Genomic DNA, 25,490 nt, shown 5'->3' with positions numbered 1-25,490 from the left:
TCCATAATCGACCCGATCGTTCAGGTCGATGGATCACTTAAGACACCTCGGTCGGCTCCCTCTCCCTCCGGGAGAGGGCTGGGGTGAGGGAGCTTTTGAAGTACCCTCAATACTCGATCCGCACATCCCCCTTCGGCACACTGCAGCAAGAAAGAATGTACCCCTCCGCCTCGTCGTCTTCGGTGATCCCGCCGTTGTGATCCATCTCCACCTCGCCACCCAGCTTGAGCACCTTGCACGTCCCGCAGATCCCCATCCCGCAGGCCTTCGGAATCATCAGCCCAACTTTCGCTGCGGCCGCATGCACGGTCTCGCCTGGCGCAACACGGATGCTCTTGTCCGATGAGGTGAATTCCACGAGGTGCAGATCCGCCGCCGGCACTTCCGGCGCTTCCGCTGCCTGTTCGGCCTGTTCCACCGCATCCGCGCGGGCTTCCGGTGGCGTGGCGCCGAAGGATTCTTCGTGATAGCGCTTCATGTCGTAGCCGGCGTTTTCCAGCAGGCGCTTGACCGCCGTCATGTACGGCGTCGGGCCGCAGCAGAAGACTTCGCGCTCGAGGAAGTCCGGCACCATCAGTTCCAGCATCTTGTGGTTGAGGTAGCCGCGATAGCCGGCCCACGGCTCGCCCAGCCCGTGTTTCTCGCAGATCAGGTGCAAGCTGAAGTTGTCGATCCGCGACGCCATGTGTTCCAGCTCGCGGTGGTAAATGATGTCTTTCGGTGAGCGGGCGCTGTGGATGAACGTCATGTCGACGTTGCCGTTGGTGTCGTAGAACCAGCGCGCCATGGACATGCATGGCGTGATGCCGACCCCGCCGCTGAGGTACAGCACTTTAGGGCTCGGGAAATCGATGGCGTTGAACAACCCGACCGGCCCGTGCACCGCCAGTTCCTGGCCTTCATGCAGGGTGTCGTGCAGCCAGTTGGACACCTTGCCCCCCGGTACGCGCTTGATGGTCACCGAAAAGCTGTACGGCACCGACGGCGAGCTGGAGATGGTGTACGAACGCATGATCGGCTGGCCGTCGATCTCCAGCTCCAGGGTCACGAATTGCCCGGGCTTGAAGAAGAACAGGATCGGCTGGTCGGCCATGAAGCAAAAGGTACGCACATCCCAGGTTTCCTGGATGACTTTGACGCAACGGACAATGTGTCGGCCATTGGCCCAGGTCTGAGTGGTGACCGGATTCAGGAAGCTGTTGGACATGCTTGTTCTCCACGGCCGACTGTCGGCCTTCATGTGGCGATTCTGCGTATAGCGCAGACGGCCCGTTTACCTATCCGCGACATTGACATACTTATCGCGACCAGCCCCCAACCACCGGGGGTTGCGCGTCGGGAACAGATTGCACCATGTCGCCCATGGATAAGGTTCTCGCCTGCGGCGGCCCCACACTCGCCCCAACACAAACAGATTCTTTACACCTTGCGCTGCAACCCTGATCAGCCACTTTCGCGGCCACGCAGATGGCCTTGAGGATTACATCGATGGACACCGCAAAAATCAGCCTGGGCGACCCGCTGGAACCCGCACGCAAGGCCACCGCACAAATGCTGCAAGAGCGCGAGCGCACCTTCTCGCTGCCGCAACCGTTCTACAGTGACGAGCGCCTGTTCGATATCGACATGCAGGAGATCTTCCAGAAAGAGTGGTTGATCGCCGGCATGACCTGCGAGATCCCGGCCAAGGGCAACTACCTGACGCTGCAGATCGGCAAGAACCCGATCATCGTGATCCGTGGCGCCGAAGGCGTGGTGCACGCGTTCCACAACGTCTGCCGCCACCGTGGCTCACGCCTGTGCACCAGCGACAAGGGCAAGGTCGCCAAACTGGTCTGCCACTACCACCAGTGGACGTATGAGCTGGACGGCCGCCTGCTGTTCGCCGGCACCGAGATGGGCGCCGACTTCGACATGAACCAGTACGGCCTCAAACCGGTGAACGTGAAGACCGCCGGCGGCTACATCTTCATCAGCCTGGCGGAGAACCCGCCGGCCATCGATGACTTCCTGTCGACGCTGAACCACTACATGGAACCGTACGACATGGAGAACACCAAGGTGGCGATTACCACCACCTTGATGGAAAAGGCCAACTGGAAACTGGTGCTGGAAAACAACCGCGAGTGCTATCACTGCAACGCATCGCACCCGGAACTGCTGAAAACCCTGCTGGAATGGGACGACGTCACCGACCCGCGCGCCGATCAGGCGTTCAAGGACCACGTCGCCGATTCCGCGGCGGCCTGGGAAGCCGAGAAGATCCCTTACGCCCACGCCAGTTTCGGCCTGCGCAACCGCATCGTGCGCATGCCGCTGCTTAAAGGCACCGTGTCGATGACCCTGGACGGTAAACAGGGCTGCGCCAAGCTGATGGGCCGGATCAAGAACCCGGATCTGGGCTCGATGCGCATCCTGCACCTGCCGCACTCGTGGAACCACTGCATGGGCGACCACATCATCGTCTTCACCGTGTGGCCGATCAGCGCCCAGGAAACCATGGTCACCACCAAATGGCTGGTGCACAAGGATGCCGTCGAAGGCGTGGATTACGACGTCGAGCGCATGCGCCAGGTGTGGGACGCGACCAACGATCAGGACCGTCGTCTGGCCGAAGAAAACCAGCGCGGGATCAACTCCACCGCGTACCAGCCTGGGCCTTACTCCAAGACCTATGAGTTCGGTGTGGTCAACTTCGTCGACTGGTACAGCGAGCGGTTGCTGAGCAACCTCGGAGCCGAGCCTGCGCCGTATCTCAAAGGTGTTCCGGTTCAGGGTTGATTCGCGTCATTGATCGTTCCCGCGTCCTGCGCGGGAACGATCAAACGGGTCACTTCGATGACCACCTCACCGATCCATCCTCACCGATAAACTCCTCGAAAATCTCCTCCCCCACCAACCTGATCTTCGCGTAGCCATTCAACACCCGCAGCGGATAGTCCGGATCCTTCGCATCCTGCGTCTCCGAAAACAGCACCCCCGAATGCCCGTTCAGTTCACTGGTGGTGCCGTAGGGAATCGCCCCGTGCCCGGCGCAGCGCGCATGCAGTCCACCCTGAGTCGCGTAGACGATGCCGTTGTGCAAATGCCCCCAGTACCAGTAATCCGGCTCGCGCCCCAGTGCATCGCATACCGGTTGATACAGCGCGGTCTTGTTGTGCCCGGTGATGTCGAAGCCCTGATGGTGGCTGAGCACCATGAGCTTTTTGCGTTTCGGCAGACTTTTCATCCACTCGATCTGCGGCTTGTTCAGGGTGCCGTCCATGTACAGGTTCATGACATCCGAGGCGTACGCCGTGTCCAGCCCGACAATCAGCCAGTCGTCGTTGATCAGGGCAAAGTAGCTGGTGCCCTGCTGCCCCGGAAAACGCGCGGCCAGTTCCTTGAAGTAACCGTGGGCGCCGCTGTACATCTCGTGGTTGGAATTGAGGGTGAACGAGCCGTGGGTGCCCATCGGCCAGCCGGCCATGTCGGTGTCTTCCTGGGAATGGGTACCGGCGTAATAGACATCCCCCAGGTGAATGGTGAAGTCGGCGTTGGCCAGTTGCATCTGGTTGGCCACCGACACCGCCGGCGCATGACTGTTGAACGGCCCGGTACCCCAGTCGCCGGCAATCGCCAGCGTCACTTCGCGCTCCATTGTCACCAGCGCCGGATCAGTGCCGAAGGTTGCGTGATGGCGCAGGTTTTCGATCCATTTGAGCAGCGCCTCGCTCCACAGCAGATCCAGCAGCTCCCACTTGCGACACCCCAGCAGCGTGCCGTCCTTGAGCACCGTGGTCTGCAGTTGATCGGGCGATTGCGGCAACGGCGTTGCGTTACCGATGCGCAGGATCGACAAACCGTGGGACAACTCCCACGGCACCGCCGGCTCGTCGTCCGGCAACTCGCCGTGCTTGAGCACGTACTGCGCCTGATCGTGACCGCGCTGGAGCAACTTGATGATGACCTGGAACTCCTCGGGTTCCAGTTCGCTGATGAGCTTCATCCAGGCCATTTCCACCCGGGTAAACAGGCCGTGCAGACGCAGTTTGACCTTGTCGTATTCATGCTTCAGATGACCGACTGCCGACATGACGTAATCCTCTATCCGTAGGGGTTCACAGGGTTTTCATGAATTCGATCAGCGCGCGCTTGTCGTCGTCCGACAGCGTCGTGCCATACAGGTGACCGGTGTTGTGATTGCCCTCCAGGCGCGTGTCGTACTTGAAGTCCGCCGAGGCCTTGGCCTGCGCGCCGCTGGTCACGAAGCCGACGTTGACCGGGTCGTAGACATCGGAGCCGGTGACGAACACCTGCGGACGTTTTTCCGGCGGTTGCAGCAAATCCCACAGGGTCGGCACCGAACCGTTGTGCAGGTACGGCGCGCGCAGCCAGATGCCGTCGGTGGGCGTGTTGCTGTAGCTCTGGGTCTTGCGGTAGGCGCCAAAGTCGAACGGCGGTTTCTTGAAGGTGTGGAACGCCGCCACCAACCCGACAGTGAACGAGTCCAGTCGATGTGGATCAGTGCCGAGCTGGTCGATGTTGGTGGTGACCTGCCCGGTGTCGACGCGACCGAAGTCGTGGCAACCGGCGCAATTGGTTTCCCAGATCGGTTTGCCCTGGGTGACCTTGGCCTGATCCAGTGCCCACGGCCACGCCGGCGCCTTGTGCCCGAGCAGCCAGTTGGTCACGCGATTGAAACTCGGTGGCAGCACCGACTCTGGCGTCGCACCCACCGCCATCGCAGCGGCGTAGTTGCGCTCGTGGATCTTGTTGTTATTGCCGTCCCAGTGCAGGTACATCGATTCTCGGGGTTTCTGGTTCCACACTTGTGGCAGGTCCACGGTGCCGATGGTCGAGTCATCCGGGAAGCCGAACACCACCATTTTCGTCGGGTTGAAGGTGTCGGTACGCCCCGGCCCCTGTGGCGGCCGCAGCTTCTGCCAGGCATAGGCCTGCTTCTGTTTGAGCAGCGCGGTCTTGGCCATCGGGATGATCAGGTAACGGTTGTAGATGCGCTCGAAAAAGCCGAGCTGGAACTTGCTGTTGATCGCCGCCATCACCGCGTCGGTGGTGAATTTCGGGTCGCTGGCGCAATCGTAGGCGAACCACTGGAAGGCTTGCAGTTGCAGGGTGTTGGCCGGTGCGCTCGGCACATTGACCGCGACATCACTGGCATTCGCCCGGTAGGAGCCGGTGTGGCACAGCGCACAGTTCGGCTCGACGGTCGGGTAGCCGATCTGCCGCTTGGCCATGCCGATCGGCAGGTCCTTACCGTTCTCGAACAGGAAACCGAAGACTTCCCAACCACCGGGTTTCGGCATTTTTTCCGGACACATCTGTGGCAGTACGGAGAACAGGTAATACGGGATCCGCGCTTCGATGCCCAGGCCGATGGCCGCGTATTTGTAGTGATCTTCGTCGGAGGCATATTCCTGCTCCGGCACCACGCGCAGCATCTGATACCAGGTCTCGTAGCCGATGAACCCCAGCAACGCGACCACGACCAGCGTGCCGACCTTGAACGCGTGGCTCTGCCAATGCCGCGCCCACGCCGCCCGCCATTCGCGCCAGCCGTCACAGAGCAGGGCAAGGGGGCGGTTTTCCGGGGTGGTGCCGAGGTACAGCAGGATGCCGAGGATCAGGAAAAAGCTCAGGTCACCCATCAGCATCGGCACGAACACCGAGCCCTGGCTGCTGGTGTTGATCAGGTAGATCCAGAACGCCACGGCGATCAGCCGCGTCAGCACACACAACCAGGAATGCACCACATAGCGCGGCGCGTTGAAGCCCGACGGCATGTAGAACACGCTGATGCCCACCAGCAGCATCCCGGCGTTTTCCAGCCACGGGTCGGAGAGTTGCGGCGGCAGGCCGACCACCGATGTCAGCAACCCCGGCGCGAACAGCGCCGGGATCGCGAACACCATGTTCATCGCAATGCCGAGCCAGATGAAACGTTGAAACCAGCGGATGTAGCTGTCCATATCAGTTCCCCAGATCGTTCCCACGCTCCGCGTGGGAATGCCGCCATGGACGCTCTGCGTCCGCTCTTGGGACGCAGAGCGTCCCGGGATGCATTCCCACGCAGACGGTTCGACGCCTCGACGTGGGAACGATCGGGTGCTATCCGAGGGCCGTTTTCTCCAGGTGTTCAAGGATGATCGGATACACATCGACCACCGCGTTCTTGCCGAACATGCAATCGATATGGCCGTAACCCGGCACCACATGCCGGCTATAACGCTCCGGCCCATGCTTCTCGCAAACCTTCTGATAGGTCTTGAGCGTGCTCTCAGGCAAATAGCACTGGTTTTCCGCGCCGCTGATGAAGCAGATCGGCATGGTCAACCGATCGAAGTGCGGCATGTACACATCGTTGCCCTTGAAATCCACCAGATGTCCTTTGCGCACGATCAGTGCCAGGTGCTCGAAGGTCTCGATGTTCGACTCGCCGAACAGTTCGTGCAGGTTGTCATGCAGCGTCTCGTTGAGGGTGTCGTGGCGGTACAGCGAGGCGTACATGAAGGTGATGCGGTGGCACACCGGGTTGGTGCAGTAGCCCTGGGCTTCGATCCGCGCGTAGCCGTTGAGGGCCTTGTCGTAGAGCTTATTGAACCAGTTCTCCTTGCTGTCGGCGTAGGCCGTCATCGACTTCACGCCAATCGCATCGAGCATGCCCGGCAGGTGCAGACCAGCCTTCAAGCCCGTTGCGGTCGCGACCACCGTGTCGGCGGCAATCTGCGAGCAGACCACCGAACGCACGCCCTGCAAACCGGCGAGCAACGACATGAAGAACGTCGTCGCGCCGTAGCAATGCACCACGCATTGCACGTCCTTCGCGCCGGTCTGCTGCTGGATCTGCCCGATGGCGGCCTTGAAGTCGTACTGGGCGATCTGATCGCCGTTCCATTCCTTCTTGCTGGCCGGCAGCAGGATGCTCACCCGGAAATCCAGCAGCCACACGTCGTAGTCGTGCTTGCACAGAAACTCCAGCAGGTTGGTCTGGATGGTGTCGGTGGAAAAGATATTCGAGCCCACACCCAAGCCATGCACCAGCATCACCGGGCCTTTGCTGCCGGCCTGATAGCGGCTCAGGCGCAGTTCCACGCCATCCTCGGTGGGGAAGAAATGCACAGCCGGCGTCGGCGCATCCAGCGGCCGCTTCAAGCGTGGCGGTGCATCAGGGTTGAAGTATTTGTCACCGGCGAACACCCCGCCGTAACTCTCCCAGAGAATCCCGGCGAAGAACTTGCCGAACCGCGCCAGCCCTTCGATGCGCTCACGCTCGTTGCGCGCATTGAGGACTTTCATGGTGGTCATCTGCTTGGCGAAATCGGCCGGATGGATGTGCATCACACCCGAACCGATCACCTCGCCCAACTTGTCCGGTCCACGGTAGAGCGTCACGTAAAGGGTGCTGGTGTCATGCCAGATGTTCAGCACGCCGTTGTCTTCCGGTACGGTCTTGAATGCGCTGAAGAAATAGTCGCTGCCATCCTCGGCGGTCAGCTTCATGTCGTATTTCATGTGGCGCGTGTCGACCTGCTGCTCGAATTGCTCGAACAGGTTGAACACGCCGTTGCTGGCGGTCAGCGGCTCTGGCGACAGCGCCGGGGCGATCACCGTGCCGACGATGGTCGCGGCGTGTTCCGGTTCCTTGATCATCCTGTTGAGGTCGTTGGCAGTGATGGTCAGGGTGAAGTCGATCGGCGAGTTGTCTGCCTCGCCACGTTTGGCCGCCGCCTCATAAACCTTGAGGTCGGTGCTTTGCGCGGCGGTGAAGGCCCGGGAGAAGTAGCCCTTCATGGTTTCGGTGAACTGCACGCCGAGCGTCGGTGGCGCCGCCTGTTTGCGCGGGGCCGACGGTAGCGTGTAGTCGATGTGCCAGCCACGATCGGCAGCCAGCAGGCCCATGTTGCGCTCGCTGACGGCGGAGATCGTCAGCAGCGGATTGACCGCCAGTGACGTCGGAATCACCGCGCCGTCGGTCACGTACAGGTTGGCGTAGACATCGGTGCCACTGGCGCCACTGAACACCTGCCCCTTGTGGTTGACCACGCCTTGCCCGGCGTCCTTGCCCATCACGCAACCGCCCAGCGGATGCACCGAGACGATGCTGTGCTTGAGCAGTTTGGTCCAGATCGGGTTCTCGACCCAGATCCCGCCCAGCGCCTGGGTGCTCTGGTGCAGGCGTTCGTTGCCGATCTTGAAGTTTTCCTGTTCGCCGACACCCGGCCAGTCGATGCGCAGCTGATCCTTGCTGTCGAGGACCATACGGCCCTGGCCGCTGTCGTGGCTCATGATCAGGTACGTCTGCATGTTGTGCAGCGCGCCGTAGTACGGGCCGCGCAGGAAGCTTTCGGCCTCGCGTTCCTTGTACTTCACTTTGCCGCTGAAACTGTCGTCGGTGGGCTTGCCGATCAGCTCGGCAAACCCGGCCATCGCCGGCACCATCGGCCGGCCGAGCGCGCCGGGGATCGAACCTTCCTCGATGACCATGCGGCTGCGCCAGTCGCCTTCGGTGCGCATGTCGATGATCGAGGTAATGCACGGGCCGACCGGTTTCATTTCCTTGGCCGGGTGCGTGCCGAAACCGATGCCGTTGATGGTTTGTTCGCAATTGTGGCCGAAGCCGAGGATGTCACCGTTGCCGCTCATGTTCTCGCCGAGCTGCCCGGACATCGCCAGGCCCTTGTCCCGCGAGCGCAGCAGAATCTCGGTGGAACCGAGGGTGCCGGCGGACACCACGACGATGTCGGCCTTCACGAACAGCGTCGGTGCGTCGAACTTCTCGCGACCGCTGTCCAGATACTGGAAGTGCACGATCCAGCCATCGCCATCGCGCTCCAGATGCCGCACCTGGGCCTGGCAGATGATCTCGGCGCCGTGATTGCAGGCGTCCGGCAGGTAGTTCATCAGCGTGGTGTTCTTGGCCTTGTTGTTACAGCCCGAAACGCAGTCGCCGCAGTGGTTGCACGGCAGTTGCTCGACACCGACGTGGTTGAGGTTGTTCGGCAGTTTGTCGAAGGTCACGTTGATCGGCGGCTTGTAGAAGTGCGCGCCTTGCTTGAGGAAATCCGCGGATTTTTTGTTGGCGTCGAGCTTGGGCAAATTCGGCGCGGTATTCGGGTAAGGATTGGGTTTGAGCATTTCCCGGGCGCGGGCATAACCGTCCTTGAGCAGGGTGTCGCGGTGTTCGCGCACCTCCTGCGGCCAGCGCGGGTCGTCAAAGACGCCGGGCTCGGGCTCCAGCGAGACGTTGGCATTGATCAGCGACGTGCCACCCAGGCCACAGCCGACCACTACGTTCTGCTGCGCGTTGACGTGCAGATCGAACAACCCGGTGCGCGAGCCGATGTGGCCGTCCGGGTCATTCACCTGCAATTCTTCGGTCGCAGCGATCATGGTGTTGGGGTATTCGCCGGGCTGGATTTCCCGACCGCGTTCCAGCAGACACACCTTTTTGCCGGCCCGGGACAGGCGCGAAGCGGCAATGCCGCCGCCATACCCGGAGCCAATGACGATCACGTCGTAGTGTTCCTTGATGTCGCTGATGGGCGTTGCGATCCGTGTCATGAGGTGGTTCCTCTCTCAGGCAGATGGGGCAACTCTGCGGTTGCCTGCAATCAATGGGCGAACGGGCACCTGGCCTCCGGTTTCGGCGGCAGTACAGCGATGTGGGCGATATCGACTCGCTAGAGACGGGCGTGCTGATTGGCGGCACGACGCAAGGTGCGCTTGCGCGGCGTCGGAGCCGACTGCGCGCGGAGCATGCGTGGATTGAGGGGTGAGCGATGTGGCTGGGTATCCATCACGCGTTCTCCCTGAACCAGATGTGGATAAGTGACGGCGGTCCTTGTGCCATTGGAGTGAAGACAGCGGCCGGATTGAAGTCAAGGCAGCGCTTTAGAACTGTATGAAATCTGATCAATTACCGTTTGGACTATAGCCGGCGGGGCTCGCAGGGTTTGGCGAACAAGTTATCCACATAGCCACCCACAGCAAATGGGGACAACTGTGGATGACCCGGAAAAATATCGACGGTTTTGTAAAGAAAAACCGTGACTTATCCAGAAGCAGGGTTTTCAGCAACGATTGAGTGTTTTTTGATCACAAGCCTGCAAGGCACGGATTGCGTGGCTTGCAAAGGATGGCGAACACCTTATCCACAGAAGCGCCAACAGACTTCGGGGGTAACTTGGCGGGATCTGTGGAAAAGCGCTGGAGGCCTTGATAAATCGAGGTTTACGCGAGGTCTTGCGAGTCAAAAGGCTGAATTGATCGTTTTTTGATCAACTCTTCGCAAGCCACGTTTTATATGGCTTACAGCGGATAGCGAACATCTTATCCACAGAAGCGCCAACAGAGATTGGGGGCAACTTGGGGAGTGATCCTGAGGAAAAAGCTCGAAAAAACCGCGAGTTAGGCTGGTTGTTTTTTGATCTTAAGGCTGGAGGGCTTGGTTGGCGTGGGGTTCAGGGATGGGCGAACACGTTATCCACAGATCCGCCAACAGGGATTGTGGGTAAACAGCCCTCCCTCACCCCAGCCCTCTCCCGGAGGGAGAGGGAGCCTACGGTGGTGATCTCGCGAGGTACATCGACCTGGACGCTCATCGCGACCTTAGTTTTTCTTAAATCAAGGCGAGAGAGTGATTGAGGCTTGGCGAACCAAGGTCACCGTCGGAGTCGCAGGTCGACGTAAATGGCCGGCCCAACTCGGTCAGTCCCCTCTCCCTCTGGGAGAGGGCTAGGGTGAGGGGCTTTGGCTCTTCAGCGGACAACACCTTCTTCAATCAGCAGTTTGAGGATCGCTTCGGCACCTGCCTCGGCAGTCATGCCCTTAAGCACCTGCCCCCCGCCACCACTGGCCTTCGCCGTCGCCGCCTTCATCCGGTCCGCCCCGCTCTTGGCCTTGATCACTTTCAACCGTTTCGGCCGGGGCTTGGCGGGTTGCAGGGTCGACACCGCAAGCAATTCGTCGTCCACCACTTCCACGTCTTTTGCCTGGAGAACCCCACGCCGCGCCGGGCCGTAAGCACTCTGCCGAGGCTTGGGCGCGGCGTTATCCACTGTCGCGAGAAACGGCAGACGTACCTTCAACCGGCGCCGCTGCCCACGGGGCAACGCCTGCAACACCAGCGCCGAGCCGTCGTTGATCGACTCGACCTGCGCCAATCCAACCACCAGCGGCCAGCCCAGGCCTTCGGCCAGCAGGAACGGCAGCATCCCCGAACCCTCGCCGGTTTCCGCCTGGCTGCCGGTCAGCACGACCTGGGCACCGGCGTCACGCAGATAGTCGGTCAACGCCGGCAGCGCGTCGGCGCCGGCCGGTTGTTCCAGCACATGCATCTGTGTAAGGCCCATGCCCAGATAGGCGCGCAGCGCAGGTTCGCCAATGTCCCCGGCATGCAGCACTTGCAGGTTATCCCCAGCCAGTTGCAGACCAAGCTCCACCGCGCGGGCGTCCTGTTCGGCGCGGCGCGGGCGGCCCGAGGTCGGGTGGGCGCCGATTGAAACCAGACTGATGATCTTTGTGCTCATAACCGTTCCTTAAGCCGCATCGCGCTTGGCTTCGTTGCGGTAGGCCTCTACCGCCGCGATCAAGGCCTGAAGAATTTCCGCGCTTTCGCCGATCACCGACAGGTCGGCACGCTTGATCATGTCGCAGCCCGGATCGAGGTTGATCGCCACCACCTTGTCGCAGGCACCGATGCCTTGCAGGTGCTGGATCGCCCCGGAAATCCCCACGGCCACGTAAACCCGCGCCGTGACCCAGGTGCCGGACGCGCCGACCTGACGGTCACGGGTCATGAACCCATCGTCCACCGCCACCCTCGAGGCGCCTTCGGTGGCACCGAGAGCGGCAGCGGTCCTGTGGAAAAGCTCCCAGTCCTTGACGCCGTTGCCGCCAGAGAAGATGAACTCGGCTTCGGCCATCGGAATCGCCGACGGATCCACCGCCACCGCGCCCAGATCCTCGATCCGCGACAGGCTGCGCGCGACAGGTGTGGATAACTCCACCGGCAGCGCTTCGTGACGGGTTTCGCTGACTGGTTCCGCGCATTCGGCCGAGGCCAGAATCAAGCGCGCCACTGGGCGGGCAAGGTCCTGCAACCCGGCGCCGGCGCGGCCGATGCATTCCTGATCCTTGACCTGCCACACCCGTGTCGCCGGGCGCTCGCCCAGTGCAGCAGCAAAGCGCCGACCCAGTTCGCCGCCACCGCTGCGGCTGTCCGGCAGCAGCCAGTGACGCGGATTGAACTGGTTATCCACAGCGCGCAGGCCCTGGATCCGTTGTTCCGGTGCATAACCGCTGAATTCTTCGCCTTCCAGCACCAGCAAGCGATCGACGCCTGCCGTGGCAAAAGCGTTTTCCTTGTGCTCGCCGAAGACCACGGCCAACACGGCGCCGTCGCTGCCGGCCAGTTGATGAGCCAGGCCGAGCAAATCACGGTCGTGGCTGCTCAGGCGGCCACCGACCATGTCGGGCACCACGCTGATGTAGAACGCCGGGGCCGGCACCTGATGCAGCGGCAATTGCACTTCGACCGCTGCCGAGCGTTTGACCGCCCCGCCCTGCTGGGCGCCGCTGCGGTCGATGCGCTTGATGCCGTTCGGCCCGATGAAGCCGATGCCGTGCAGGTTCTTGCGGATGATCCCGTTGGGCCCCATCCAGCTGTGTTGTGCCGGTTGCATGGCCGCGTGCAGCGGATGCAGACGGTTGCGTGCGATCCATTCGGCGCGGGGGTCGCGGCGGATAATGTCGCTCATCAGTGGGCCTCCGCAGGTTCACGTTTGGCCGGGGTGGCAGGCTTGTTCGGCGCGGCGTCTTCGAGCAGCGCGTCGGCCACCAGTTCGGCGATGTCCTTGATCAGCGGACGCGGTTCGACCACGCCTTCGAGCATCGCCGTGCACTGTGGACAACCCACCGCCACCAACTCGGCACCGGTCTCGCGGATGTCTTCCATGCGCATGTCGGGGATCCGCTGCTTGCCCGGAATGTCAGTGATCGGCGCCCCGCCACCACCGCCGCAGCAGCGCGAACGGAAGCCGGAACGTTGCATCTCCTTGATCTCGATGCCGAGCGCACGCAGCACTTCGCGCGGCGCCTCGTACTCGCCGTTGTAGCGGCCGAGGTAGCACGGATCGTGGTAAGTCACGCTGTTGCCTTTGTGCTGACCGAGGTTCAGCGCGCCGGCCTGGATGATTTCCGCCAGATAAGTGCTGTGGTGCTGCACGAGGTAGTTGCCATCGAACGCGCCGTACTCATTTTTCAGCACGTGGAAGCTGTGCGGATCGCAGGTGACGATGCGGTTGAAGCTGTACTTGGCCAGGGTCTGGATATTGCGTTTGGCGAGCAACTGGAAGGTCGCTTCATCACCAAGACGTCGGGCAACGTCGCCGCTGTCGCGCTCTTCAAGACCCAGCACCGCGAAGTCGACCTTGGCCGCTTTCAGCACTTTGACGAAGGCGCGCAAGGTGCGCTGGTTGCGCATGTCGAAGGCGCCGTCACCGACCCAGAACAGCACGTCGGTGGACTTCTTCTCGCTGAGCAGATTGAGGTTCAGGTCCGCCGCCCAGTTCATCCGCCCGCCCGGGGCGAAACCGCCCGGATTGTCGGTGGCGATCAGGTTTTCCAGGACTTCGGCGCCCTTGTTCGGGGTCGCGCCTTTTTCCAGGGTCAGGTGACGACGCATGTCGACGATGGCATCGACGTGCTCGATCATCATCGGGCATTCCTCGACGCAGGCGCGGCACGTGGTGCACGACCACAGGGTTTCGGCATCGACCAGGCCGTTGACGATCGGTTGATGCGGATTGCCGCTGTGTTCGCCCACTGGTTTGCCCGGATAAGGGCTGCCGGCGAACTTGGCATCGGTGCCGCCGGCGAGGCCGACGACCATGTCCTGAATCAGCTTTTTCGGGTTCAACGGCTGGCCGGCGGCGAACGCCGGGCACGCGGCTTCGCACTTGCCGCACTGCACGCAGGCGTCGAAACCGAGCAACTGGTTCCAGGTGAAGTCCTTGGGCTTTTCCACACCCAGCGGTGCGGTCGGATCATTCAGGTCCAGCGGTTTCAAACCGGTGGAACGGCCGCCGCCAAAACGTTCGGCGCGACGGTGCCAGGCCAGGTGCAGCGCACCGGCGAAGGCGTGTTTCATCGGGCCGCCCCAGGTCATGCCGAAGAACAGTTCCGACACGCCCCACAACACACCGATCCCGAGAATCGCTGCCAGCACCCAGCCACCAAGGTTTTCCGGCAGGATCCCGGCCACCGGCAAGGTCACCAGGAAGAACGACGCCGAGAACGCCAGCAGGCTTTTCGGCAGGCGCATCCACGGGCCTTTCGACAGCCGCGACGGCGGGTTGAGCCGACGCCGATAAACGAAGATCGCCCCGACGAACATCACCGCCGTCATCAGCAGCAACGCGTAGCCAAGAATGCGGTTATGCAGGCCGAAACCGTGCACCAGAATCGCCAGCACGATCGACGCCACCGCACCGCCCGCCGTGGCGACGTGGGTGTTGGCGATGTATTTGTCCCGCGCCACCACGTGGTGCAGATCGACCATGTAACGCTTGGGCATGGCAAACAGGCCGCCGATCAGATCGACCTTCGAGGCCCGGCCCCGGCGCCACATGGCCACCCGCCGCAACGCGCCCAGCACCGCGAGGGCCAGGGCTGCGAACAACAGGATTGGAAGAAGGGTGTTCAACATGGTGAAGCTCCCACCAGTACAGCCTGGAGAAACACGTGACGATCGTTCCCACGCTCCGCGTGGGAATGCCTCAATGGACGCTCTGCGTCCGCTTTGGGACGCGGAGCGTCCCGGGCTGCATTCCCACGCAGAGCGTGGGAACGATCAGGCCTAGAGCGTTTAGAAGTCTTTGCACAACCGCAGGGCGTCATAGATCGCAGCGTGGGTATTACGCTGCGCCACGCAGTCACCGATGCGGAACAGCAGGTAACCGTCGCCATTGCTGCTCAACGAAGGTTGCGGCTGGATCGCGAACAGCGCCTCGACATCGATCTGGCCCTTGTTGCGCGAGCCTTCCTTGAGGGCGTAGTAGATTTCTTCATCCGGACGCACGCCGTTCTCGACGACCACCTGATCCACCACCCGCTCCTCTTTGGCGCCGGTGTATTCGTTCTCCAGCACCGCGACCAGCTTGTCGCCTTCGCGGTAGACCTTCTCCAGCATCATGTCGCCGGTCATGATCACTTCTTTCGGGTACATGCTGCGGTAGTAGGTCGGGAACGACGTACCGCCGATGGCCACGCCCGGTTTGATGTCGTCGGTGACGATCTCGACCTGACTGCCCTTGTCGGCGAGGAAGTCGGCAACCGACATCCCGGTGAACTCGCAAATGGTGTCGTAGACCAGCACGTTCTTGCCCGGCGCCACCTTGCCGTCGAGCACGTCCCAGCTGCTGACGACCAGCCCTTCGGCGGCGCCCCAGTGTTCGTTCTGTTCCAGGTACGGGTGACCGCCAACGGCCAGCACCACGATGTCCGGACGCAAGTCCATGATGGTGTCGGCATCCGCCGCAGTGCCCAGACGCAGGTCGACTTTCAGCCGCGCCAGTTCCAGCTGGAACCAGCGAGTGATACCGGCAATCTGGTCACGCTGCGGCGCTTTCGAGGCCGTGGTGATCTGCCCGCCGATGAATTCTTTCTTCTCGAACAGGGTCACGTCGTGGCCACGTTCGGCCGCCACACGGGCTGCTTCCATCCCCGCCGGGCCGGCACCGACGATTACCACCTTGCGTTTCGGCCCGGTGGATTTCTCGATGATGTGCGGCACGCCCATGTATTCACGGGAGGTCGCGGCGTTCTGGATGCACAGTACGTCCAGACCTTGGTACTGGCGGTCGATGCAGTAGTTGGCGCCAACACACTGTTTGATCTGGTCGATCTGGCCCATCTTGATCTTGGCGATCAGGTGCGGGTCGGCGATGTGGGCGCGAGTCATGCCGACCATGTCGACGTAACCGCCCTCCAGAATCCGCGTGGCCTGGTTCGGGTCCTTGATGTTCTGCGCGTGCAGCACCGGAACCTTGACCACTTCCTTGATCCCGGCCGCCAGGTGCAGGAACGGCTCCGGCGGGTAACTCATGTTCGGAATCACGTTGGCCAGGGTGTTGTGGGTGTCGCACCCCGAGCCGACGACGCCGATGAAATCGAGCATGCCGGTGTCGTCGTAATACTTGGCGATCTGCTTCATGTCTTCGTGGGACAGACCGTCCGGGTGGAACTCGTCACCGCAGATACGCATGCCGACGCAGAAATCGTCACCGACTTCGGCACGCACGGCTTTCAGGACTTCCAGACCGAACTTCATCCGGCCCTCGAAAGTGCCGCCCCATTCGTCGGTACGCTTGTTGACGCGAGGGCTCCAGAACTGGTCGATCATGTGCTGGTGCACGGCCGACAGTTCGACGCCGTCCAGACCACCGGCCTTGGCACGGCGCGCGGCTTGCGCGTAGTTGCCGATCACCCGCCAGATCTCTTCCGGCTCAATCGTTTTGCAAGTGGCACGGTGCACCGGTTCACGGATGCCCGACGGCGACATCAGGGTCGGCCAGTGGAAACCGTCCCAACGGGAGCGACGGCCCATGTGGGTAATCTGGATCATGATCTTGGCGCCATGCTTGTGCATGGCATCGGCGAGATTCTGGAAGTGCGGGATGATCCGGTCGGTGGACAGGTTCACCGAACTCCACCATTGCTGCGGGCTGTCGATCGCCACCACGGACGAACCGCCACAGATCGCCAGGCCGATGCCGCCCTTGGCTTTCTCTTCGTAATACTTGACGTACCGTTCGGTGGTCATGCCGCCGTCGGTCGCGTAGACCTCGGCGTGCGCGGTGCTGAGCACGCGGTTGCGGATGGTCAGTTTGCCAATTTGAATTGGCTGAAACATTGCTTCGAAAGCCATGGCGGGTTCCTCGACTTACAACGGCTTGACGGTGAACAGGCCGTCGTCGTGGCCTTCTTCGGAGCCACCGTAGACTTGCTCGGCCACGGTGCGGATCTTGCTGCCACGAGCGGCGAGGATCTGATCCATCGCGCCGGCAAACCAGCCGGTGAACATGTAGTCGACCTTGCGTCCGACCTTGCCGTAGACGTAGACGAACGCCGAGTGTTCGAGCTTGACGCTGCAGGTGCCTTTATCGAGGTCGATGTCCTGGATCTTGAACAGGCCCCAGCCGCGCTGCGACAGACGCTTCATGTAGTGCTCGAACACCGCGACGCCTTCCAGACCGTGGCATTCGGCTTCTTTTTCACACCAGTGCCAGGCGGATTTGTAGCCGGCCTTGTAGAGGATTTCGGCGTAGGCGTCGGCGCCCAGCACTTCCTCGATGCCCATGTGGTTGTTGACGAAGAAGTGGCGCGGCACGTACAGCATCGGCAGGGCGTCGGAGGTCCAGACACCGGTCTCGCTGTCGACTTCGATTGGCAATTGCGGGGCGATCTTGGCCATGGAAACTTAACTCCAGAAAAATTTGGGTGTTGCCCCCGGCGCGGACGGCCGGGGGAAAGTATTCAGAGAAGCGGCTTACTCGCCCCAGACGTCCTTGAGGACGTTGACCCAGTTCTCGCCCATGATCTTGCGTACGACGCGCTCGGAGTGGCCGCGTTTGAGCAGGGTTTCGGTCAGGTTCGGGAACTCGCCGACGGTGCGGATGCCCAGCGGGTTGATGATCTTGCCGAAATTGGTCAGACGGCGGGCGTAGCCCTTGTCGTGGGTCAGGTATTCGAAGAAGTCCTGACCGTGACCCTGGGTGAAGTCGGTGCCGATGCCGATGGCGTCTTCGCCCACGATGTTCATGGTGTATTCGATGGCTTCGGCGTAATCGTCGATGGTCGAATCGATGCCCTTGGCCAGGAACGGCGCGAACATGGTCACGCCGACGAAACCGCCGTGGTCGGCAATGAACTTCAGTTCTTCATCGGACTTGTTGCGCGGGTGCTCCTTGAGCCCCGACGGCAGGCAGTGGGAATAGCAGACCGGTTTTTTCGATTCGAGGATGACTTCCTCGGAGGTCTTGGAGCCGACGTGGGACAGGTCGCACATGACGCCGACGCGGTTCATCTCGGCGACGATTTCGCGACCGAAGCCCGACAGGCCGCCGTCACGCTCGTAGCAACCGGTGCCCACCAGGTTCTGGGTGTTGTAGCACATCTGCACGATGCCGACGCCGAGCTGCTTGAACACCTCGACATAGCCGATCTGGTCTTCGAACGCATGGGCGTTCTGGAAGCCGAAGAGGATGCCGGTCTTGCCCTGCTCCTTGGCCTTGCGGATGTCGGCGGTGGTGCGGACGGGGATCACCAGATCGCTGTTTTCGCGAATCAGTTTCTGGCTGGCAGCGATGTTGTTGACCGTGGCCTGAAAGCCCTCCCACACCGACACGGTGCAGTTGGCCGCCGTCAGACCGCCCTTGCGCATGTCTTCGAACAGCTCGCGGTTCCATTTGGCAATGATCAGACCGTCGATAACGATGCTGTCGGCGTGTAATTCGGCTGGGCTCATCAGGCGTCCCCTTATTGGCGATTCATGCGCCGAATCGTCTGCCGGCGCTTTGGGGCCAGCATATGCCTCGGTGCGCGACCAGCCGGGTGCAAAAACGACAGGGGAATTGCCGAAAGCGTCAATCCGCGACAAAGGGTCGCCAACCGGTCCGACCAGCCACCTGTTCAAGCCCGCAAGCTTGAGCCAGAATCTGCCGCATCTCGGAAACACCACTGGATTAGAGCGGCGACATCAATGAAATCGATCTTCCTGGCCCTGGCACTGATTGCGACCGGCGTACACGCCGCCGAAGAGTCCGACAACAACCCGTGCGACGCGGTGGAAAACGACGTCCAGACCCTGGAATGCTCGACCTACAGCCGCACCACCGCCGAAGACCTGCTCCAGGACAACTTCAAAAGCCTGAACGAGCGCATGCAATCGACCTACGGCAAAAACCCTGCGCAACTGGCCGACATCACCGCCAAACTCAAGACCGCCCAGCAACAATGGCTGAAAACCCGCGACGCCGATTGCGCCGTAGAAGCCTTCCCGGCGACGGACGGCAGCAAGGCGTTCAAGATTGCGCAGAATGATTGCGTGGCGCGGATGAGTGACGAGCGATCGGAGTTTTTGGAGTCGATAGGTCAGGAGTGAGGACTTGAGCTGTAAGCTGCACCTCTCCAGCCAATCAAGGGATTCACATGAACATCTGCGGTATCGAAATCAAAGGCAGTGAAGCGATCATCGCCTTGGCCTCCCTCGACGGTTCGGCGTTGAGCCATGTTGCTCTGAGCACCAAGAAAATCGCGCTGGACGATGACGACGAGGCGGCCAACGTCAAAATGTTCGCTGCGCAGGTAGCGTCGTTCGTGCGGGAAAACGCCATTGATCGCATCGCGATCAAGAAGCGCAGCAAGAAGGGTGAGTTTGCCGGTGGGCCGACCACGTTCAAGATCGAGGGCGTGTTTCAGTTGCTGGACGGTTGTGAGGTGACGCTGCTGTCGCCGCAGACCATCAATGCCCAGGCCAAGAAGCACAACTTCGAGCTGCCGGGGACGCTGAACAAGTATCAGCACGAGGCTTACAAGGCGGCCTGCTCCGCTTTGCTGAAAAAGTAACTCAAGCCTGAGCGGTACGCCGATCCTCCCGCGGACACCGGGCAAACTTGGCCCGGTAACTGCGGGTGAAATACGACGGTGATTCAAACCCGCAGGCGATGCTCACTTCCAGCACGCTCATGTCGGTCTGGCGCAACAGCTGCCGGGCTTTCTCCAGCCGCAAGCGCAGATAGAAATTGCTCGGCGTGTCGTTCAGGTGCAGGCGGAACAACCGCTCCAGTTGCCGCCGCGTCACCTTGATCGATTCCGCCAGTTCCAGGGTGGTCAGCGGCGGTTCGCTGTGCTGTTCCATCTCGCCGATCACATGCACCAGTTTCTTGTTGCTGATGCCGTAACGCGTGGCGACTTCCATGCGCTGGTGGTCCTTGCGCGGACGAATCCGCCCCAATACAAACTGCTCGCTGACCTGGATCGCCAGTTGCGGGCCGTGGGCCTGGGCGATCAGGTCGAGCATCAGGTCGATGGAAGCGGTGCCGCCGGCAGACGTGATGCGCCGACGGTCGATCTCGAACAGCTCCTGGGTGACGCTGAGCTGTGGATAAGATTCCTTGAAGGCATCGATGGCCTCCCAGTGCAGGGTCAGGCGATGGCCGTCTAGCAGGCCGGCCTCGGCGAGGACGAAGCTGCCGGTGTCGATGGCGCCGAGGGTCACGCCTTCGTTGTCCAGGCGGCGCAGCCAGTGCTCCAGCGCCGGGGTAGCGAATTTCAACGGTTCGAACCCGGCGACCACCAGCAGCGTCGCACCTTTTTTCAGCGGCTCCAGCGCCGCATCGGCGTTGACCGACATCCCGTTGCTCGCCAGCACCGCCCCGCCATCGGCGCTCAAGACGTGCCAGCGGTACAGCTCGCCGCGAAAGCGGTTGGCCACCCGCAGCGGTTCGATCGCAGAGATGAAACCGATGGCGGAAAAACCCGGCATCAACAGAAAGTAGAAATCCTGGGACATGGCGCGCACTCGGTCAGCGGGTAGCGTGCAACGTTGATACGCCAGTTGTCGTCGGCATTCAAGAGCACAGGTCGCTGCAGTGCAAGAGCTGGTCGCCGCAGTGCGTTTTTGTGGGGGCGTTGCTGCGTAATTTGGCATCACCGGCACGACAGATGCCGGAACCCACAATAACGACCTGCCGAGGAACCCGACATGAAACGACTGATCAGCAGCTGTGTTCTCGCACTCAGCGGTACCGCGTTTTTAAGCGCCAGTGTCATGGCGGCCGAACCTGCCTCGTGCCAGAACGTGCGCATGGGCGTCGTGAACTGGACCGACGTGATCGCCACCAGCGCCATGACCCAGGTTCTGCTCGACGGCCTCGGCTACAGCACCAAACAAACCAGCGCGTCCCAGCAAATCATCTTCGCCGGGATCCGCGACCAGCGTCTGGACCTGTTCCTCGGCTACTGGAACCCGTTGATGACCCAGACCATCACCCCGTTCGTCGACGCCAATCAGGTCAAAGTCCTCCAGGCCCCGAGCCTCAAGGATGCCCGCGCCACCCTCGCCGTACCGACCTATCTGGCGGACAAGGGTCTGAAAACCTTCGCCGATATCGCCAAGTTCGAGAAAGAACTGGGCGGCAAGATCTACGGCATCGAGCCAGGCTCGGGCGCCAACACCCAGATCAAGGCGATGATCGCCAAGAACCAGTTCGGCCTCGGCAAATTCCAGCTCGTGGAATCCAGCGAGGCCGGCATGCTTGCTGCCGTCGATCGCGCCGTGCGCCGCAAGGAAGCCGTGGTGTTCTTCGGCTGGGCGCCACACCCGATGAACGTCAATGTGAAGATGACTTATCTGACCGGCAGCGACGACGCCCTCGGCCCGAACGAAGGCATGGCCACCGTGTGGACCGTCACCGCGCCGAAATACGCCGAACAATGCCCGAACGTCGGTCGCCTGCTGAGCAACCTGACGTTCACCGCCGAAGACGAGAGCCGGATGATGCAGCCGCTGCTCGATCACAAGGACGCTTTCGAATCGGCCAAACAATGGCTCAAGGATCACCCGCAGGACAAACAGCGCTGGCTCGAAGGCGTCACCACCTTCGATGGCAAACCGGCGGCTGAAAACCTCCAGCTCACCAGTAAATAAACCGCAACGAACGAACCACTTCGCAGCCCGCGACGGGCTGCGAACAGACCCATCACGCCTGAAGGAAAACGCACCATGAACCACGACGTCATCATCACCTGCGCACTCACCGGTGCTGGCGACACGACCGCCAAGAGCCCTCACGTGCCGGTCACTCCGAAACAGATCGCCGCAGCCGCTGTGGAAGCGGCCAAGGCCGGCGCCACCGTCGTGCATTGCCATGTCCGCGACCCGCAGACCGGCAAGTTCAGCCGTGACGTGGCGCTGTACCGCGAAGTCATGGAGCGCATCCGCGAAGCCGACGTCGACATCATCGTCAACCTCACCGCCGGCATGGGCGGCGACCTGGAAATCGGCCCGGGCGAGAACCCGATGGAGTTCGGCCCGAACACCGATCTGGTCGGCCCGCTGACCCGTCTGGCCCACGTCGAGGAGCTGCTGCCGGAAATCTGCACCCTGGATTGCGGCACCCTGAACTTCGGCGACGGCGACACCATTTACGTCTCCACCCCGGCGCAACTGCGCGCCGGCGCCAAGCGCATCACCGAGCTGGGCGTGAAGGCGGAGCTTGAGATTTTCGACACCGGTCACCTGTGGTTCGCCAAACAGATGATCAAGGAAGGCCTGCTCGACAACCCGCTGTTCCAGCTGTGCCTGGGCATCCCGTGGGGGGCGCCGGCCGACACCACCACCATGAAAGCCATGGTCGACAACCTGCCCGCCGACGCGGTGTGGGCCGGCTTCGGCATCGGCCGGATGCAAATGCCGATGGCGGCGCAAGCGGTGCTGCTCGGCGGCAACGTGCGGGTCGGTCTGGAAGACAACCTGTGGCTGGACAAAGGCGTACTGGCGACCAACGGCCAACTGGTCGAACGCGCCAGCGAAATCCTCAGCCGTCTCGGCGCCCGCGTACTGACCCCGGCGGAAGGTCGCAAGAAAATGGGCCTGACCCAGCGCGGCTGAAATCACCCTTTCCCCCGGTGGGCGGGCAATTGGCGCCCACCGTTTTTTTGCCTCATTCCAGGAAGTGACCATGAGCTTTATCACCGAAATCAAAACCTTCGCAGCACTGGGCAGCGGCGTCATCGGCAGCGGCTGGGTCGCCCGCGCCCTCGCCCATGGCCTCGACGTGGTGGCCTGGGACCCGGCGCCGGGTGCCGAAGCGGCGCTGCGCAAACGCGTGGCCAATGCCTGGGGCGCGCTGGAGAAAAACGGTCTGGCGCCGGGCGCCTCGCAGGACCGCCTGCGCTTTGTGGCGACCATTGAAGAATGCGTACGCGATGCGGATTTCATCCAGGAAAGCGCCCCGGAACGCCTCGAACTGAAACTGGAGTTGCACAGCAAAATCAGCGCGGCGGCCAAGCCCAATGCCCTGATCGGCTCCAGCACCTCGGGCCTGTTGCCGAGCGAGTTCTACGAGAGCTCGACCCACCCGGAACGTTGCGTGGTCGGCCACCCGTTCAACCCGGTTTACCTGCTGCCATTGGTGGAAGTGGTCGGCGGCAAGAACACCGCGCCGGAAGCGGTTCAAGCGGCGATGAAAGTCTACGAATCCCTCGGCATGCGCCCGCTGCATGTGCGCAAGGAAGTGCCGGGGTTCATCGCCGACCGCCTGCTCGAAGCGCTGTGGCGCGAGGCGCTGCATCTGGTCAACGACGGGGTGGCGACCACCGGTGAAATCGACGATGCGATCCGCTTTGGCGCTGGTCTGCGCTGGTCGTTCATGGGTACGTTTTTGACTTACACCCTGGCCGGGGGCGATGCCGGCATGCGTCACTTCATGTCGCAGTTCGGCCCGGCGTTGCAGTTGCCGTGGACCTATCTGCCGGCACCGGAACTGACGGACAAGTTGATCGACGATGTGGTGGATGGCACCAGCGATCAACTGGGGCGGCACAGTATTTCGGCGCTGGAGCGCTATCGTGATGATTGCCTGCTGGCGGTGCTTGAGGCGGTGAAGACCACCAAAGAGAAGCACGGGATGAGTTTCAGCGAGTGATGTGTTGATTGATCGTACCCACGCAAAGCGTGGGTACGAACGTGCCTGGAGATAAGTATGCCCACCCTCACCACCTACCAAACCAGAATCATCCCCGACTGGGTCGATTACAACGGCCACCTGCGCGACGCCTTCTATCTGCTGATCTTCAGCTACGCCACCGACGCCCTGATGGACCGCCTCGGTATGGACAGCAACAACCGCGAGGCCAGCGGTAACTCGCTGTTCACCCTCGAACTGCACCTCAACTATCTGCACGAAGTGAAGCTCGATGCCGAGGTCGAAGTGCGCACACAGATCATCGGTCACGACCAGAAACGCCTGCACCTCTATCACAGCCTGCACCTGGCCGGCGGTGACAAGGAACTGGCCGGCAACGAACAGATGCTGCTGCACGTCGACCTCGCCGGGCCGCGTTCGGCTCCGTTTACCCCGGACACCCTGAGCCGCCTGCAAGCCATCGTCGCCGAGCAGGCCGACCTGCCCGCCCCGGCTTACATCGGCCGGGTCATCGCATTGCCGCCAGCCCGGTAAATCCATCCAACGCAAGGAGCCGCCATGCAAACCGCCGCCGCAGTTGCCGATTTCCGTACTTATCCGTTGATCAGCGCGCTGAACGGCGTGCAGAACCTGGCGGATCGCGTCCTGATCGAATGGGCCGACGGGCGAGTCAGCCCGTTCCACCATGTGTGGCTGCGGGACAACTGCCCGTGTCCGCAGTGCGTCTACAGCGTTACCCGCGAGCAAGTGTTCGAGATCGTCGATGCGGCGCAGGATCTGTCGCCCTCCGCCGCGCACATCGACACCGATGGCTGCCTGCGTATCGACTGGCAGGACTGCCACCTCAGCCGCTTCGATGCGGGTTGGTTGCGGGCCCACGCCTATGACGACGAGACCCGCGCCGAACGCCTGGCCGCCAAACCGAAAGCCTTTCTCTGGCGCAGCGACTTGCAGTTGCCGGTGTTCGACTATTCAGCCCTGATGAACGACAACGCCGCGCTGCTGCAATGGTTGCTGGCCGTGCGTGACATCGGTCTGACCCAGGTGCGCGGCGTGCCCACCGAACCCGGTTCGCTGAAGCTGATCGCCCAGCGCATTTCGTTCATCCGCGAGAGCAATTTCGGCGTGCTGTTCAACGTGCAATCCAAGGCCGATGCCGACAGCAATGCCTACACCGCTTTCAACCTGCCGTTGCACACCGACCTGCCGACTCGCGAGCTGCAACCGGGGCTGCAATTTCTGCATTGTCTGGTGAACGACGCCGAGGGTGGCGAGAGTATTTTTGTCGACGGTTTTGCGATTGCCGAAGCCTTGCGTCAGGAAGATCCCGCGTCGTTCAAGGCGCTGTGCGAGATCCCGGTGGAGTTTCGCAACAAGGATCGCCACAGCGACTATCGCTGCCTCGCCCCGATCATCGCCCTGGATGCTTTGGGCCGGGTTGCGGAAATCCGCATGGCCAACTTTCTACGCGGCGCGTTCGACACCTCAGTCGAGCAAATGCCCCTGCTGTATCGCGCGTATCGACGCTTCATCGCCATGACCCGCGAGCCACGCTTCCGGCTGATGCAGCGGCTCAATCCGGGCGAGTTGTGGTGCTTCGACAACCGCCGCACCCTGCATGCGCGCAACGCCTTCGACCCGACCACCGGAGCCCGGCACTTTCAGGGCTGCTACATCGATCGGGATGAGTTGTTGTCACGGATTCTGGTGTTGCAGCGCTAGACCGCGTCATCGTTATTCGCAGGCAAAAAAAGCCCCGATGCAAGCCGTGACAGGATCGGG

General features: G+C 61.8%; 19 protein-coding genes. 8 read left to right on the top strand and 11 right to left on the bottom strand.

Going from position 1 to position 25,490, the window contains the following annotated elements; translation table 11 throughout:
- Positions 1 to 106 precede the first annotated feature (106 nt).
- Positions 107 to 1,207 (bottom strand): glycine betaine monooxygenase reductase subunit, encoded by a 1,101-nt coding sequence (gene gbcB / locus AC1RR7_RS10800; protein WP_096817778.1) that lies wholly within the window; start codon positions 1,205 to 1,207, stop codon positions 107 to 109.
- Between the two features lie 281 nt (positions 1,208 to 1,488).
- Here gbcB and gbca point away from each other — a divergent pair, with 281 nt between their 5' ends.
- A complete protein-coding gene (gbca, locus tag AC1RR7_RS10795; protein WP_096817776.1) occupies positions 1,489 to 2,781 on the top strand; it encodes a glycine betaine monooxygenase oxygenase subunit in 1,293 nt (430 codons plus the stop codon).
- Between the two features lie 49 nt (positions 2,782 to 2,830).
- Here gbca and AC1RR7_RS10790 read toward each other — a convergent pair whose 3' ends face one another.
- The 9 genes from AC1RR7_RS10790 to AC1RR7_RS10750 all read right to left on the bottom strand — a co-directional run bounded on the left by AC1RR7_RS10790 (position 2,831) and on the right by AC1RR7_RS10750 (position 18,526).
- Entirely contained in the window at positions 2,831 to 4,075 is a 1,245-nt protein-coding gene (locus AC1RR7_RS10790; protein ID WP_493157364.1) for a metallophosphoesterase family protein, read from the bottom strand.
- Between the two features lie 25 nt (positions 4,076 to 4,100).
- Positions 4,101 to 5,969, bottom strand: a complete 1,869-nt coding sequence (locus AC1RR7_RS10785) for a c-type cytochrome (RefSeq protein ID WP_102619748.1) — start codon at positions 5,967 to 5,969, stop codon at positions 4,101 to 4,103.
- 139 nt (positions 5,970 to 6,108) lie between these two features.
- Entirely contained in the window at positions 6,109 to 9,561 is a 3,453-nt protein-coding gene (locus AC1RR7_RS10780) for an alpha/beta fold hydrolase (protein ID WP_493157362.1), read from the bottom strand.
- Positions 9,562 to 10,757: 1,196 nt separating this feature from the next.
- Entirely contained in the window at positions 10,758 to 11,528 is a 771-nt protein-coding gene (etfB, locus tag AC1RR7_RS10775) for an electron transfer flavoprotein subunit beta (protein WP_493065719.1), read from the bottom strand.
- A gap of 9 nt (positions 11,529 to 11,537) precedes the next feature.
- Positions 11,538 to 12,758 (bottom strand): electron transfer flavoprotein subunit alpha, encoded by a 1,221-nt coding sequence (etfA, locus tag AC1RR7_RS10770; RefSeq protein WP_493157360.1) that lies wholly within the window; start codon positions 12,756 to 12,758, stop codon positions 11,538 to 11,540.
- The gene (dgcB, locus tag AC1RR7_RS10765; RefSeq protein WP_493157358.1) at positions 12,758 to 14,707 is read right to left on the bottom strand and encodes a dimethylglycine demethylation protein DgcB; all 1,950 of its coding nucleotides are present in this window, start codon (positions 14,705 to 14,707) and stop codon (positions 12,758 to 12,760) included. The genes etfA and dgcB overlap by 1 nt, the downstream gene beginning before the upstream one ends.
- A 159-nt stretch (positions 14,708 to 14,866) precedes the next feature.
- Positions 14,867 to 16,927, bottom strand: coding sequence for a dimethylglycine demethylation protein DgcA (gene dgcA / locus AC1RR7_RS10760; RefSeq protein WP_493157356.1), 2,061 nt, complete (start codon positions 16,925 to 16,927; stop codon positions 14,867 to 14,869).
- Between the two features lie 15 nt (positions 16,928 to 16,942).
- Complete coding sequence (locus AC1RR7_RS10755) at positions 16,943 to 17,473, bottom strand: DUF5943 domain-containing protein (protein ID WP_007959778.1); 531 nt, start codon at positions 17,471 to 17,473, stop codon at positions 16,943 to 16,945.
- A 75-nt stretch (positions 17,474 to 17,548) separates the two neighbouring features.
- Positions 17,549 to 18,526 carry a dipeptidase gene (locus tag AC1RR7_RS10750; RefSeq protein WP_007959776.1) on the bottom strand — a complete coding sequence of 326 codons (978 nt, stop codon included), beginning with the start codon at positions 18,524 to 18,526 and terminating at the stop codon, positions 17,549 to 17,551.
- 234 nt (positions 18,527 to 18,760) lie between these two features.
- Between AC1RR7_RS10750 and AC1RR7_RS10745 the strand changes: the two genes are divergently transcribed.
- Both AC1RR7_RS10745 and AC1RR7_RS10740 read left to right on the top strand, forming a co-directional pair.
- Positions 18,761 to 19,162: a lysozyme inhibitor LprI family protein gene (locus AC1RR7_RS10745; RefSeq protein ID WP_102619806.1), complete on the top strand. Its 402-nt coding sequence runs from the start codon at positions 18,761 to 18,763 to the stop codon at positions 19,160 to 19,162.
- 47 nt (positions 19,163 to 19,209) lie between these two features.
- Positions 19,210 to 19,626, top strand: coding sequence for a DUF3010 family protein (locus AC1RR7_RS10740; protein ID WP_493157354.1), 417 nt, complete (start codon positions 19,210 to 19,212; stop codon positions 19,624 to 19,626).
- 1 nt (position 19,627) lies between these two features.
- Here the strand turns inward: AC1RR7_RS10740 and AC1RR7_RS10735 are convergent, their stop codons facing one another.
- Positions 19,628 to 20,572: a GlxA family transcriptional regulator gene (locus AC1RR7_RS10735; RefSeq protein ID WP_085688589.1), complete on the bottom strand. Its 945-nt coding sequence runs from the start codon at positions 20,570 to 20,572 to the stop codon at positions 19,628 to 19,630.
- Between the two features lie 192 nt (positions 20,573 to 20,764).
- Here AC1RR7_RS10735 and AC1RR7_RS10730 point away from each other — a divergent pair, with 192 nt between their 5' ends.
- The 5 genes from AC1RR7_RS10730 (at position 20,765) to AC1RR7_RS10710 (ending at position 25,430) form a co-directional block, all read left to right on the top strand.
- Positions 20,765 to 21,709, top strand: a complete 945-nt coding sequence (locus AC1RR7_RS10730; RefSeq protein WP_192559177.1) for a choline ABC transporter substrate-binding protein — start codon at positions 20,765 to 20,767, stop codon at positions 21,707 to 21,709.
- Positions 21,710 to 21,784: 75 nt separating this feature from the next.
- The gene (gene cdhC / locus AC1RR7_RS10725) at positions 21,785 to 22,672 is read left to right on the top strand and encodes a 3-dehydrocarnitine:acetyl-CoA trimethylamine transferase CdhC (RefSeq protein WP_011336296.1); all 888 of its coding nucleotides are present in this window, start codon (positions 21,785 to 21,787) and stop codon (positions 22,670 to 22,672) included.
- A 70-nt stretch (positions 22,673 to 22,742) separates the two neighbouring features.
- Positions 22,743 to 23,708: an L-carnitine dehydrogenase gene (locus AC1RR7_RS10720; protein WP_007959763.1), complete on the top strand. Its 966-nt coding sequence runs from the start codon at positions 22,743 to 22,745 to the stop codon at positions 23,706 to 23,708.
- Between the two features lie 57 nt (positions 23,709 to 23,765).
- Positions 23,766 to 24,242 (top strand): thioesterase family protein, encoded by a 477-nt coding sequence (locus tag AC1RR7_RS10715; protein ID WP_085709143.1) that lies wholly within the window; start codon positions 23,766 to 23,768, stop codon positions 24,240 to 24,242.
- Positions 24,243 to 24,266: 24 nt separating this feature from the next.
- The gene (locus tag AC1RR7_RS10710) at positions 24,267 to 25,430 is read left to right on the top strand and encodes a gamma-butyrobetaine dioxygenase (protein WP_493065716.1); all 1,164 of its coding nucleotides are present in this window, start codon (positions 24,267 to 24,269) and stop codon (positions 25,428 to 25,430) included.
- Positions 25,431 to 25,490: the final 60 nt, after the last annotated feature.

The sequence above is a fragment of the Pseudomonas sp. GW821-FHT11G12 genome, assembly GCF_058808055.1.
This window is presented reverse-complemented; position numbering and strand designations above follow the sequence as displayed.